At 63.5% G+C, this 10,576-nt stretch carries 20 protein-coding genes; 11 read left to right on the forward strand and 9 right to left on the reverse strand.

The window, feature by feature from the left end; genetic code table 11:
• On the forward strand, positions 1–259 hold a 259-nt coding region (locus QMZ05_RS38800; protein WP_353705559.1), incomplete at its 5' end, for a RidA family protein.
• Positions 260–270: 11 nt separating this feature from the next.
• Positions 271–477: a hypothetical protein gene (locus QMZ05_RS38805; RefSeq protein ID WP_050424492.1), complete on the forward strand. Its 207-nt coding sequence runs from the start codon at positions 271–273 to the stop codon at positions 475–477.
• A gap of 68 nt (positions 478–545) precedes the next feature.
• On the opposite strand, the gene QMZ05_RS38810 is transcribed toward QMZ05_RS38805, so the two are convergent.
• The 6 genes from QMZ05_RS38810 to QMZ05_RS38835 all read right to left on the reverse strand — a co-directional run bounded on the left by QMZ05_RS38810 (position 546) and on the right by QMZ05_RS38835 (position 4,542).
• Entirely contained in the window at positions 546–977 is a 432-nt protein-coding gene (locus QMZ05_RS38810; protein ID WP_353705560.1) for a hypothetical protein, read from the reverse strand.
• Positions 978–1,044: 67 nt separating this feature from the next.
• Positions 1,045–1,404: a hypothetical protein gene (locus tag QMZ05_RS38815; protein WP_016846110.1), complete on the reverse strand. Its 360-nt coding sequence runs from the start codon at positions 1,402–1,404 to the stop codon at positions 1,045–1,047.
• Positions 1,405–1,597: 193 nt separating this feature from the next.
• Positions 1,598–2,197, reverse strand: coding sequence for a formyltransferase family protein (locus QMZ05_RS38820; protein WP_353705561.1), 600 nt, complete (start codon positions 2,195–2,197; stop codon positions 1,598–1,600).
• A gap of 119 nt (positions 2,198–2,316) precedes the next feature.
• A complete protein-coding gene (locus tag QMZ05_RS38825; protein ID WP_353705562.1) occupies positions 2,317–3,606 on the reverse strand; it encodes a hemolysin family protein in 1,290 nt (429 codons plus the stop codon).
• 216 nt (positions 3,607–3,822) lie between these two features.
• Complete coding sequence (locus QMZ05_RS38830) at positions 3,823–4,077, reverse strand: hypothetical protein (protein ID WP_353705563.1); 255 nt, start codon at positions 4,075–4,077, stop codon at positions 3,823–3,825.
• Positions 4,078–4,392: 315 nt separating this feature from the next.
• Positions 4,393–4,542, reverse strand: a complete 150-nt coding sequence (locus QMZ05_RS38835; RefSeq protein WP_353705564.1) for a hypothetical protein — start codon at positions 4,540–4,542, stop codon at positions 4,393–4,395.
• A 254-nt stretch (positions 4,543–4,796) separates the two neighbouring features.
• Here QMZ05_RS38835 and QMZ05_RS38840 point away from each other — a divergent pair, with 254 nt between their 5' ends.
• The 5 genes from QMZ05_RS38840 to QMZ05_RS38860 all read left to right on the forward strand — a co-directional run bounded on the left by QMZ05_RS38840 (position 4,797) and on the right by QMZ05_RS38860 (position 7,302).
• Positions 4,797–4,988 (forward strand): hypothetical protein, encoded by a 192-nt coding sequence (locus QMZ05_RS38840; RefSeq protein ID WP_353705565.1) that lies wholly within the window; start codon positions 4,797–4,799, stop codon positions 4,986–4,988.
• A gap of 135 nt (positions 4,989–5,123) precedes the next feature.
• A complete protein-coding gene (locus tag QMZ05_RS38845) occupies positions 5,124–5,975 on the forward strand; it encodes a 3-hydroxybutyryl-CoA dehydrogenase (RefSeq protein WP_353705566.1) in 852 nt (283 codons plus the stop codon).
• Positions 5,976–6,273: 298 nt separating this feature from the next.
• The gene (locus QMZ05_RS38850) at positions 6,274–6,534 is read left to right on the forward strand and encodes a DUF3551 domain-containing protein (RefSeq protein WP_353705567.1); all 261 of its coding nucleotides are present in this window, start codon (positions 6,274–6,276) and stop codon (positions 6,532–6,534) included.
• An 87-nt stretch (positions 6,535–6,621) separates the two neighbouring features.
• Positions 6,622–6,786, forward strand: coding sequence for a hypothetical protein (locus tag QMZ05_RS38855; RefSeq protein ID WP_353705568.1), 165 nt, complete (start codon positions 6,622–6,624; stop codon positions 6,784–6,786).
• Positions 6,787–6,819: 33 nt separating this feature from the next.
• Positions 6,820–7,302 (forward strand): hypothetical protein, encoded by a 483-nt coding sequence (locus QMZ05_RS38860; protein ID WP_353705569.1) that lies wholly within the window; start codon positions 6,820–6,822, stop codon positions 7,300–7,302.
• Positions 7,303–7,335: 33 nt separating this feature from the next.
• Here QMZ05_RS38860 and QMZ05_RS38865 read toward each other — a convergent pair whose 3' ends face one another.
• Entirely contained in the window at positions 7,336–7,563 is a 228-nt protein-coding gene (locus QMZ05_RS38865; RefSeq protein ID WP_353705570.1) for a hypothetical protein, read from the reverse strand.
• Positions 7,564–7,884: 321 nt separating this feature from the next.
• On the opposite strand from QMZ05_RS38865, the gene QMZ05_RS38870 reads away from it, so the two are divergent.
• The 3 genes from QMZ05_RS38870 to QMZ05_RS38880 all read left to right on the forward strand — a co-directional run bounded on the left by QMZ05_RS38870 (position 7,885) and on the right by QMZ05_RS38880 (position 9,195).
• Positions 7,885–8,079, forward strand: coding sequence for a hypothetical protein (locus tag QMZ05_RS38870; RefSeq protein WP_353705571.1), 195 nt, complete (start codon positions 7,885–7,887; stop codon positions 8,077–8,079).
• 395 nt (positions 8,080–8,474) lie between these two features.
• Entirely contained in the window at positions 8,475–8,720 is a 246-nt protein-coding gene (locus QMZ05_RS38875; RefSeq protein ID WP_353705572.1) for a hypothetical protein, read from the forward strand.
• 235 nt (positions 8,721–8,955) lie between these two features.
• Positions 8,956–9,195: a hypothetical protein gene (locus QMZ05_RS38880; RefSeq protein WP_353705573.1), complete on the forward strand. Its 240-nt coding sequence runs from the start codon at positions 8,956–8,958 to the stop codon at positions 9,193–9,195.
• 86 nt (positions 9,196–9,281) lie between these two features.
• On the opposite strand, the gene QMZ05_RS38885 is transcribed toward QMZ05_RS38880, so the two are convergent.
• Positions 9,282–9,737 (reverse strand): hypothetical protein, encoded by a 456-nt coding sequence (locus tag QMZ05_RS38885; protein ID WP_353705574.1) that lies wholly within the window; start codon positions 9,735–9,737, stop codon positions 9,282–9,284.
• Positions 9,738–9,935: 198 nt separating this feature from the next.
• On the opposite strand from QMZ05_RS38885, the gene QMZ05_RS38890 reads away from it, so the two are divergent.
• Complete coding sequence (locus tag QMZ05_RS38890) at positions 9,936–10,118, forward strand: hypothetical protein (protein ID WP_353705575.1); 183 nt, start codon at positions 9,936–9,938, stop codon at positions 10,116–10,118.
• 236 nt (positions 10,119–10,354) lie between these two features.
• Here QMZ05_RS38890 and QMZ05_RS38895 read toward each other — a convergent pair.
• On the reverse strand, positions 10,355–10,576 hold a 222-nt coding region (locus QMZ05_RS38895; protein WP_353705576.1), incomplete at its 5' end, for a hypothetical protein.

Consider the following 10,576-nt stretch of genomic DNA (forward strand, 5'->3'; position numbering starts at 1 on the left):
CGCGCAGGTCGGCACCGCGCTGAAGCGCATCATCAAGCTCCTGAACGAAGCCGGCGCCGGTCCCGAGCATATCGTCCGCCTGACCTGGTACCTGACCAGCCGCAGCGAATACGAGGCCGCGGGCGCCGGTATCGGCGCGGCCTGGAAGGAGACGCTCGGGCGCAATTTCCCGCCGTCCACGCTGCTCTATATCGACGGGCTGGTCGATCAGCGCGCCAAGGTCGAGATCGAGGTCACGGCGTTCATTCCCGCAGCATAGGACCTTCAGCGATGAACAAGAGCAACATGCGAAAGGCGCCTGACCTCCTCACGGGGTTCGCGACCGGCTGGCCGGAGCAACAGCCGGATATCATGGTGATCTCCATGACGACGGACAAAGGCGTGCACGACTTTGCGGTCACCAAGGAGCAGGCGCTGTTGATTGCCCGCACCATCCAGCAGACCGCCGAGAATCTTGGCAAGCCACGCACGGCATAGCGAGCGCATGGCTAACGAAAAACGCCCCCGAGATTTGAGTCTCGGGGGCGTTGTTGTCTGAAGGCCGGTTACTTCGACAGCGTGATGTTGGCGCCACGGAATTGGCTGTCGGCCCTGATCGTGACGGACTGCTTGTTGCCGGCGGTGCGCATCGCGATGTCGGCGTTGAAGCCGGGGGCGCTGGCAACGACCTGGAAGTTGCCGCCGCCGCCGCGACCTCGCAGGTCGCCGCTGACATTGCGGCTCGCCTCGCTCCAATTGCCGCTGACCGCGCTGCCTTCAGCCTGCACGTCGGCCGCCAGGTTGAACTTGTAGGCGTCGCTGGCGCAGGTCAGGTTCATGGTCATCTTGGGCCCGCCGACGTGATAGGTCGCACGGCAGCGAATCCGCTCGCTCGATCCGTCGTCCAGGATCACCGAACCGGCACCCGACCAGGTGCCCGCCATGCCGGCGAATGGGCCGGACTGGGCATGGCCTGCGGTGCTCGCGAGTGCGGTCACGAAAAACGCGGCGGCTGCAAATGCTGGCCGCCGCGCGATGGCGAAGAAACGCGATACGCTGGTGATCTTACTGACGGGATGCTTCCCATCGGCCGCTGCACGGTACGCCAGCTGATGCCCCATTCCACTTCCCCGATCCGGAGTTGCCACTGAGTTGTCCGTTCGCATATGCACCATTGATCGAGACTCGCACAAGACCCCCGCTGCCGACGGTGCCGGAGATCGCCGCGCCCTGCGCCGAGATCTTTCCTTCAGCGACAGTCACAGTCGAGCTCTGCGACGGCTCGCAGCTGCCGGTCTTGGTGACCACAGTGACGTTCCAAAGGCCGTCATAAGGCTGCTGGGCGGAGGCGGGAGCTGCGGTGAGCGCGGCAGCCGAAGCGACCGAAGTGACCAAAATCAGGTCGCGAATGCGGATCGAACGCATGAATCAAATCCCTGTCATTTCTTGTGATGACGCGGCTTATCCTGTCACAATGTGTTCAAAATTTGCTGCGTCGCGGGAGTCCCCAAAAGTTCCTGTGAACTCAAACACATCATGGTGAATTCGGTTCCGGGTAGGGAACGAAGAATTCGATCCCTGTCTGTCGAGACTCGGTAATTTAATACCGAAATCCGGATTAGTGCTTGCCCGGGCTCAGATTGGGCGCCTTGGTCGCAAACTGCTCGTCCTGCGGCTTGGCCGGCAACGCGCCGTTGACCTTGCCGTAGTCGATGACCTCGCCGAGCAGGCGCAGGCCGAGCGGCGCGAGCGCGCGCTCCCACAATTCGCGTGCGGTCTCGCCCTTCTTGACGAACACCCAGTCCTGCGCGGCGATGGCGCCGGCGTCCATGCGGTCGGCGAGGTGGTAGATGCTGCCGCCGGCGATCGGATCGCCTTCCTTGATGGTCCATTCCACCGCTGCGATGCCGCGATGGCGGGGCAGTAGCGACGGGTGGTAGCCGATGCCGCCAAACTTGGCCACGGCAAGCGCCTCCCTGCTGACGCGGGCATGGCTGTGGGCGGTCACGATCAGGTCGGTGCCGGGTGCGATCTCGTTCGCCGCCACCAGCTTGGGATCGGCCTGGACGACGACGTCGATGCCGGCAGCCCTTGCTGCCGCCGCCAGCCGGTCCTCGCCGTCATGGACGACCACCCTGACCAGCGTGACGTGGTGCTCGCGCAGCATGTTCAGGGTCGTCACGCCGAAATGGCGGGATCCGACAAGGGTAATGCGCATGGGGATCTATTCCGTGGGGTTTACTCAGAGGGATTTCAGTGGCCGATATGCGGATAGCACACAGCGGCCGCCTGTTTCGTTGTCCTGCCCGTTATCAACAGGCCGGCCGGCTGGCAATGTCAGGCCGCCGGCCGCTTGCTCGCCAAGACCTTGTCGATGCGCCGGCCGTCGAGGTCGACGATCTCGAAGTCCCAGCCCTGCGCGGTGGTCTTCGCGCCGGTGTCGGGGATCGCGCCGAACGCATGCAGCAGGAAGCCGGCCGCGGTCTGGTAGGGCCGCGGCGAGGGCAGCACGATGCCGAGCAGTTCGCTGAACTCGAGCGCCGGCATCCAGCCCGAGATCAGATAGGAGCCGTCGTCGCGCCTGACATAGGCGGGCTCGGCCGGGCCTTCCTCGGTATGGAAGGCGCCGACGATGGCTTCCAGGATGTCGGCGCTGGTCACGACGCCCTGGAAGGTGCCGTACTCGTCGTGCACGAGGCCGATATGCACCGCGGAGTCGCGCAGGATCGCGACCACGTCGCGGGCGTCGACGGTCTCGGGAATGATCGGCGCGTCACGCGTCAGCGCGCGGATGTCGGGCGTCTGGCCGGCGAGGTAGACGTCGAGCACGTCCTTGGCCTGCACGATGCCGAGCGCATGATCGCGGTTGCCGTCGAACACCACGCAGCGCGAGTGATTGCTCTTTTGCAGCGTCGCCAGGATTTCGGGCGCAGGGGCGGCGAGATCGATCAGGCTGACCTCGTGGCGCGGCGTCATCACCGCGCCGACCGGGAGGTCGCCGAGCCGCATCACGCCGGCGATCATCTCCTTTTCGCCGGGCTCGAGCACGCCGGCGTTCTCGGCTTCCACCACCAGCGTCTTGATCTCGTCCTCGCTGACGCGATCCTGCGCATCCTCGCGATGACCGAGCACCCACAGCAGCAGCTTGCCCGAGCGATCAAGCAGCCACACCAGCGGCAGCGACAGCCGCGCCATCATGGTCATGGCAGGGGCGACCCGCACGGCGACCGACTCCGGGTCGCGCAGTGCGATCTGCTTCGGCACCAGTTCGCCGACGATCAGCGAGGCATAGGTGATCACGCCGACCACGATGCCGACACCGGCCGCATCGGCGACGTTTGCCGACAGCCCGAGCTCGAACAGCCATTGCGAGAGCCGCTGGCCGAGCGTCGCGCCTGAGAACGCGCCCGACAGCACGCCGATCAGCGTGATGCCGATTTGCACGGTGGAGAGGAATTTTCCGGGATCGGAGGCCAGCGCCAGCGCGCGGCGTGAACCGCTGACGCCGCGTTCGACCAGCGCCGCGAGCCGCGCCGGACGGGAGGAGACGATCGCAAGCTCCGACATCGACAACAGACCGTTGACGACGATCAAGACCGCCACGATCGCAAGTTCCAGATATAACACGGGAGTCCCTAAGCTTTGGCGGCGTTGGCCGCGCTACGACGCCCAATATAGGCATGCCGGCGCGGTTTTGCTGTGCCTCGTCGTGCGTGTCTGCACAAGCAGAGGGTGCGTATGGCGCGCATGCAGCAGGAGATCGCGGCATTTTGGCGCGCAGGCGTTCGTGACACGGATGCGGCCGCGAATGCCGGCAAGCGCCAGCTTCGCGCGGGCGCGCTTCTAGACGAGGATCCGCAGCTCAGGCTTGGCGAATATCTTGCCTGATGTCGCGGGCTGACTCAGCATTTGCTTGGACGCGGCCTGCAGCTGCACGCGCAGATCGGCGTTGCATTGCTTCATCTGGTTGCGCAGTTCGCGACGGGAGAACGCGGTGAGCGAGGGGTCCGCAAGCTGCTGCCAGGCGTTGCGGAGCCATTCCTGCAGCTCGCGAATGTTCTGATCCAAAACCTTCTGATCCACGCCGGGCTGGGTCATGCAGCCAAATCCCACGAAGTGATCAGTTGCAAAGTAACGCTGATTCGCGTCGCTTCACCTAGCGCTATGTTGCTTCTGGCGTGTACGACGGGGGAGATCGGATGCGGCAGGCGTGCGACCGCTTGCGTCAGCGGGCGTCGCACGCGTCGGTGCACAGCAATCCAGCGCGATCGGGTGCGAGGCCGTCGATCGGCTTCGCACGTCACGGCGATCGATCCGGCCGGCGAGCAACGATCCCGCTTCCGCCGGGGTGGTGGCCGCGGCGATTGAGAATTCGGATGGGCGGTGGAGGCTCACCTGCCGCCCGCAAGCGGCCTAGCGAGGCTGGTTGCCTTCGGGCTTGCCTTCACGCGGAAGCTTGACCGGAATGTGCGGCGAAGTGCTCACCACGCGCGGGCTTCCGTCGGAATGGATCTGACCGTTGAGCAATGTCTCGAGAACCAAAAAGAACTTTTCAGAAAGCATGGGCGTAGCCCTCGTCGTCTAATGTCCTTATGTCGCGGCGCGCCGCGGAAAATTCGATCAACTAAATGCGAGTCGCACCGCTCTGGCGATGCTGCGGCGCAGGGGCTTCAATACGCAATCCGGACGATTACCGGTGCCGGCGCCGTCAACGCAGCAAGGCTTGCGCGAAATCGTTGCCAAGTTCCTAACGATTGCCGGCACAGCTCGTGATGGCACTCACCGTTCCTTCAAGGATGCACGTTAACGATAGGGGTATGGATCGTGACCAGGACATCGACGAGGGATTCGGATCGGCACGTCGCCGCAACTACGGGCGACTGGCCTGGTGGATCGTGCGGCTCAATCGCGTGTTTGAGCCGTCGCGGATGGCCGATCCGCCGCGTACCGAGCTGCCGTCGCGCACCGCCGTTCCGCCACGGCGGGCGCTGCCCCCGCGCCCCGAATAAACCTCACCAGGATACCGGCGTCTCCTGTATCGGCCACCCGGCCGGACTGCTATTCCTGCGCCATCCGCGGACCCACGGTCCGCCGTTTTTGAGGATGCGGCCGTGCGGCCGCGCTAGCTGCGAGGAACGAACGCAATGATTGAGACGGTTGGCATTATCGGCGCCGGGACCATGGGCAACGGCATCGCGCAGATCTGCGCGGCCGCAGGACTGAACGTGACCATGGTGGATATCTCGGACGCGGCGGTGCAACGCGGCCTGAAGACGGTCGGGGGCAGTCTCGATCGCCTGGTCTCCAAGGAAAAGATGACCGCCGCCGATCGCGACGCGACGCTCGCGCGGATCGTTGCCACCACCGACAAGTCCAAGCTTGCCGCCTGCGATCTCGTGATCGAAGCGGCGACCGAGAACGAGGAGCTCAAGGTCAAGATCCTCAGGGATCTCTGCGCCGGGCTGAAGCCGAGCGCGCTGGTCGCGACCAACACCTCGTCGATCTCGATCACCCGCCTTGCGGCCTCGACCGATCGTCCCGACCGCTTCATCGGGATGCACTTCTTCAATCCGGTCCCGGTGATGGCGCTGCTCGAATTGATCAAGGGCTTGCAGACCTCGGACGACACGGTCGCCAAGGCCGAAGCGTTCGCCAAGCGAGTCGGCAAGGTCGCGATCACCGCGAAGAACAGCCCGGGCTTTGCGGTCAACCGCATCCTGTGCCCGATGATCAACGAGGCGATCTTCGCGCTGCAGGAAGGCATTGCGACCGCGGAGGAGATCGATGCCGGCATGAAGCTCGGCTGCAACCATCCGATCGGACCGCTCGCGCTCGCCGACCTGATCGGGCTCGACACCATGCTGTCGGTGATGGAGGTGTTCTACACCGGCTTCAACGATCCCAAGTACCGGCCGGCGCCGCTGCTGAAGGAGATGGTCGATGCCGGCCATCTCGGCCGCAAGACCGGGCAGGGCTTCTACAGCTACAGCAAGTGATGTCCGCGCGCGGCCGATCCCCGTAGTCATCCGGGATGGATCGCGCGCGCAAGCTCGCGTAACCACAACACCTGATCCGCCACGAGGCGGGGGACATCAGACACGAGGCCCGGTCTCCTAGGCACACCGGGCCTCGTGTTTTTTTATGGTCCCGATCCCATCCGGGGTGCCCTTGTCCCCCGATGCGCGCGGTCGCGCCCGGGTCACAGCTTCTTGAGGCCGCAAGCAGAAACCTCGCAGATCTCGCCGGCGTACCTACATCGACTGCTGGGTGCCGATCGACGAAGGAAGCAGGATCATGGGCAGGACGAGTTGGGCGATTGTCGCGTTCGCGGCGCTCGGGATGAGCTGGATTGCCGGCTCCGTGCAGCCGGCGGCGGCCGATCCCTACGATTATCCCTGGTGCATCCAGGGCAGGGACGAGGGATATCCCGGCTATTGCGGCTATCAGACCTACGAGCAGTGCCAGGCGTCGGCCTCAGGCCGCGATGCCTATTGCGGCATCAATCCGCGCGTGGCGTTTAGCCAGCAGCGGATAGCGCCGCGGGCGCCCCGGTAAGCGTCGCGCGCATGTCGGCCGGGCAGCCATCAGGCACGATGGTTGCATCGCCGATGGTTGGATAATTCCCCCTGCGTTGGAGAGCACATGGGCGAGATCGTCAGGTTCATCTCGAAGTCGGAACTGGAGCGCGCGCGTCTGATCCGCGAGGCCCGGGCCAATTACGAGCGTATCTTTCCATCGGCCGATCCGGCTGATCCGCAAGGCGCCGCGGTCGAGGGCGACGGCAGCGAGGCGACGGCAAAGCCGTAGCCGTATTGCCGTGGGGACAAGGCGGACGCCGTGATGTGGAAACGGACTTGGCAGCGGTGGTGGCAGCGGTTGTGGCAGACCTGGACCATCGACAAGCCGGCCGCGCTTGGCGACTGGCTCTGGCAGGTCCTGGTCGTCGAGCTCGCCGCCTTGCTGGATCGGTTGACCTTGCGGAAGGTGATTGCGCTGATCCCGGTCGTCATCGTGATCGTCGCCTATCTGCACCGGATTCCGCTTCCTCCCGAATTGATGCTGGTTGGCGATGTGCTGGCCTATATCGACATCTTCTCGATGATCTTCCTGATCGGTTTGTTTACGCGCGTTGCGACCGTGATGGCCATCGTCAGGCAGGCCATCGCGTTCGCTAGCGACATCGCGGGGCGTGTGCCGGCGGCGCTGCACAGGTTTGACATGCGCCATCGTCGCGCAACGGACAGCGCGCGCCGCAGGCGGCTCACGCGTGCCGGGAATGACGACGATGACGGCGCCGTCGTCGCAGGCGTGGCCTGGGCTTAGGCGGTGTGGCGATGAGAAACGCGATTGCGCGGCCTATCGGGACTGGTGGTCCGCTTGATCGCCGTCATCGGCGTCGAGCCGGGCAGGGCTTCTCACGGAAGAGGTGTCCTGGCTGCGCCGGTGCGAGCTCGACAGATCGGTCGGGCCCTGCCGGGAGCGGTGAAACGCGAAGCCCATCTGGACACTCCAGATACCGAACAGCAGCGCGCCTGCCACGCAGGCCGCCACGAAGACCCAATCGCGTTTCTTCATCTGGTCCAACAAGGCCAACTCAGCGCCGCGCCACTGCCATCCTCGCGAAGATGCCCCTGCACTCCGGTCGAGAGTTGCTGCGTCCAAAGCAAGACTCACGCATACTGAAGCGATCGGGTGCGCTTGTCGATCAGCCCGGCGCGGGTCCGCGTCCGGCGCGCACCCGCGCCCGGCGCGCAGCCGCGCTGGTCACGGAGCGGTGATTATCAAATCATGCGTCCAGCAACACTCCGACCAGATAGTCCGGCGTTCGCAACAATCTTGCCAAACTTTCACTAGGCCGTTGGCGCAGTGAGTTCGAAAATGCTGAACGGAATCGGACGAATCGCAATGACCGAACTTGAGGAGCTTCGATACTTCGAGCACCAGTGCCTGGAGATGGCCAAGCAGTCGACACTGCCGGATGCTCGACATGCGCTCCAGATCCTCGCCCGCAACTACGCCACGGCGGCCGAAATGCTCGAACGGCGCGCGCAATCCGCCAACACGGCGCTCGCCCAATTGTTTCGATGCCTGAGGCTGTGAGCCGCGACGGCCCCTACGGCTGACGTCGATCAAGGCATGCTCGGCTACCGACATCTCACATTGCCTCAGCGCGTCAAAGAGGAAGAACTCCCGCGCTTCGACACGCGGCCAAATGAAACGAGCCGCGTCACGTCACGGCCCCGACCGGCAAATCTGGAAACTGCGAACTGGATGGAACCAGTCTCGGTTCCGGGCTGGTAGCGCGGTTTGCGATTGAAGTGGAATCCGGCGAAACACGGGATCGCAAACGGCTCTAACGGTCTTCCTCCGCTGGCCCCTGACGGTGGCGTCGAACTCGCCACGATGTTGAACAGGCGTTCACGAAAGTTCCGGACATGTTCCTGCAACATGCGCTGACGTCAGCCGTTAGCATCGGTACTGGAAAGGAGGATGTCATGACGAAGCTTACTTACGCTCTTGCCGCAGCGGCGGCGCTTTCGATAGCGGCACCCACCATCGCCAGCGCGCAGGGTGTGGGCCTCTATATCGGCAGCAGCCCCGACTATTACGGCTATCGATATGACGGCCCGCGCGTATACCGGGAGTACGATCGCGGCTGGCACCACGGCTGGTACCATCATCGCGATTACTACCGCGACCGTGGCGTCGTCATCCGTGGTCGTGACTGGGATGACGACTAGCGAGTGCCGGACGCATCTCGCACAATCAAAGGGGGCCTCGCTTCGGCGAGGCCTTTTTTGTCGGCATTGCCGGCGAGCTCGGCGAAGGGACGCGCCGTCGCGCGACAACGTTTCATTAACCCGACTCGCGCAACGCTGATGTTGGGCCGTCTGGATGGGCCGCTATGCAGAAGGCCGTCACGAGTAGCTCCGTGGCGGCCTTTTGCGTTTCCGAGAGTGCTGAGGGAGACGACCGATGGACTACGGCGCCTTCACCGACGCCAGCCTGAAGATGATGTACGAAGCCGTCCGCGGCGCGCTCAAGGCCGACGATGAATTCGAGGCCAACGGCGAAGAGCCAAAATTCCGCGTCCGCTCGACACCCGAATGGAAGCGGCATGCCGGCAGTCTTGAAGCCGAGATGCTGAAGCGCGGGCTCCAGGTCGACATCATCGACTGGACGGGCGGGCAGGGCGAACTGCCGTTGTCATCGTGAACAGCGTGAACTTCAATCGACGCTGATCTGGCCGCTGCGCTGGACGCGGTGCTGAAGCTCGCCCGATTGATTCCGCAGCTCTCCGGCTATCCCTTGGGAATCGGTTTCCCTCCCGCAGGGCCAATTGGCTTGGGACCGGCCAAGGGCGGCGGGCTGATCGATGGAAAAGGGATCTGATCTGATTCGTTGGTTGATTTTGCCGGTCGTGTCCTGGGGCGAACCTCATCGTCCAATGACGGGCAAGTCTTCTCCCAGCCCGGACCATAGGCCGTGTCGAGAAAATCGACCTGATCTGTCGCGAAGGTCTGCACAATCCGCTGCCTGCTGCAGGCGGAGACGATTGCGCTTTTTGGCTCCTTGCCCAGGGGACCTGTCAGCGAATAGCGCAGCGTTACCGGTGCGCCGCAGCGATTGACGACAGTCCACGTCTGCAACGTGCCGTCCTTCGTTTTGATGGGGCCCGTGAGGCAGCTCTGTGCATTGGCCGTTGCGGCAAATACGCAAGGCGCGAGCCAAACCGCGACGGCCTTGGCAAATTTCATGTGCAGGCTCCTGGCACCGTATTTTGCAGGCACGTCACGGATATCCAAGGTTGGCGCACTGTTCACGCACGGAGAACTACGGAAACAATCCGTGTGCGCATATTTGCGCGGATTGCCGGCGCTGTTGCCACGACGATACAGAGATACAAGCGCAACGATGCTAACCAGCCCGCATCTGAACCAGGATGGGGTGGTGTCGTGTCGGGATCTGATCATTGGAACGGTACGAATAGTCCTTACTCGCCTGCCCAAGCGCCGCAGCTGCGCGATGAGCAGCAGCAGTTCGACCACTATCACAAGTTCGACGACGCCATCTCGCGGTCGACCCAGAGCGGCTCGAGAACCGTCATCTGGGATCGCTACAACCCGCCGGTTCGCTGATCTGGTCAGCGGCCGGGTGGAATAATTTGGTGAGCGCGGAGGGAGCCGAACCCTCGACCCCATGGTTAAGGGTTACGAGCGTGCGCACAGAACAAGTCCCCTCATCGCCGAAGAAATCTCAGAAATCGCCATAAGTAGCTGAACAGTCGAAGATTCTGTTCGGAACCGATCGGGGCGCCCGTGGTGCAGTCGGCGGCCTTCGGCCGGGCGATTGAGTATCCGAAGATGGGGTTTGCCTAATGTTGGCCTTTAATGACCCACTTATCGCGCTGATCGGGCGGGATATCTGCAGCCTTCACGACATATGCATCCCAGTCGGGAAGATACCCTGCAGGGACGTTCAGTTCTCCCGACATGATATGGTCTTCGGCGTCGAGGTCACCTAGCAGGCTGTTGAAGAAGTCGGTAGCGAAGCGTTTCGTATCGTGATTCTCTAGGACCGGGATTTGACTAGGGGA

Source organism: Bradyrhizobium sp. INPA03-11B, assembly GCF_040446015.1.
Taxonomy (GTDB): Bacteria; Pseudomonadota; Alphaproteobacteria; order Rhizobiales; family Xanthobacteraceae; genus Bradyrhizobium; species Bradyrhizobium macuxiense_A.

What these genes read in the sequence shown, in the direction of transcription:
- QMZ05_RS38805 (WP_050424492.1), top strand. Translation starts at nt 271, where the DNA reads ATGAACAAGAGCAACATGCGAAAGGCGCCTGACCTCCTCACGGGGTTC.
- QMZ05_RS38815 (WP_016846110.1), bottom strand. Translation starts at nt 1,404, where the DNA reads ATGCGTTCGATCCGCATTCGCGACCTGATTTTGGTCACTTCGGTCGCT.
- QMZ05_RS38820 (WP_353705561.1), bottom strand. Translation starts at nt 2,197, where the DNA reads ATGCGCATTACCCTTGTCGGATCCCGCCATTTCGGCGTGACGACCCTG.
- QMZ05_RS38830 (WP_353705563.1), bottom strand. Translation starts at nt 4,077, where the DNA reads ATGACCCAGCCCGGCGTGGATCAGAAGGTTTTGGATCAGAACATTCGC.
- QMZ05_RS38835 (WP_353705564.1), bottom strand. Translation starts at nt 4,542, where the DNA reads ATGCTTTCTGAAAAGTTCTTTTTGGTTCTCGAGACATTGCTCAACGGT.
- QMZ05_RS38840 (WP_353705565.1), top strand. Translation starts at nt 4,797, where the DNA reads ATGGATCGTGACCAGGACATCGACGAGGGATTCGGATCGGCACGTCGC.
- QMZ05_RS38845 (WP_353705566.1), top strand. Translation starts at nt 5,124, where the DNA reads ATGATTGAGACGGTTGGCATTATCGGCGCCGGGACCATGGGCAACGGC.
- QMZ05_RS38850 (WP_353705567.1), top strand. Translation starts at nt 6,274, where the DNA reads ATGGGCAGGACGAGTTGGGCGATTGTCGCGTTCGCGGCGCTCGGGATG.
- QMZ05_RS38855 (WP_353705568.1), top strand. Translation starts at nt 6,622, where the DNA reads ATGGGCGAGATCGTCAGGTTCATCTCGAAGTCGGAACTGGAGCGCGCG.
- QMZ05_RS38860 (WP_353705569.1), top strand. Translation starts at nt 6,820, where the DNA reads ATGTGGAAACGGACTTGGCAGCGGTGGTGGCAGCGGTTGTGGCAGACC.
- QMZ05_RS38870 (WP_353705571.1), top strand. Translation starts at nt 7,885, where the DNA reads ATGACCGAACTTGAGGAGCTTCGATACTTCGAGCACCAGTGCCTGGAG.
- QMZ05_RS38875 (WP_353705572.1), top strand. Translation starts at nt 8,475, where the DNA reads ATGACGAAGCTTACTTACGCTCTTGCCGCAGCGGCGGCGCTTTCGATA.
- QMZ05_RS38880 (WP_353705573.1), top strand. Translation starts at nt 8,956, where the DNA reads ATGGACTACGGCGCCTTCACCGACGCCAGCCTGAAGATGATGTACGAA.
- QMZ05_RS38885 (WP_353705574.1), bottom strand. Translation starts at nt 9,737, where the DNA reads ATGAAATTTGCCAAGGCCGTCGCGGTTTGGCTCGCGCCTTGCGTATTT.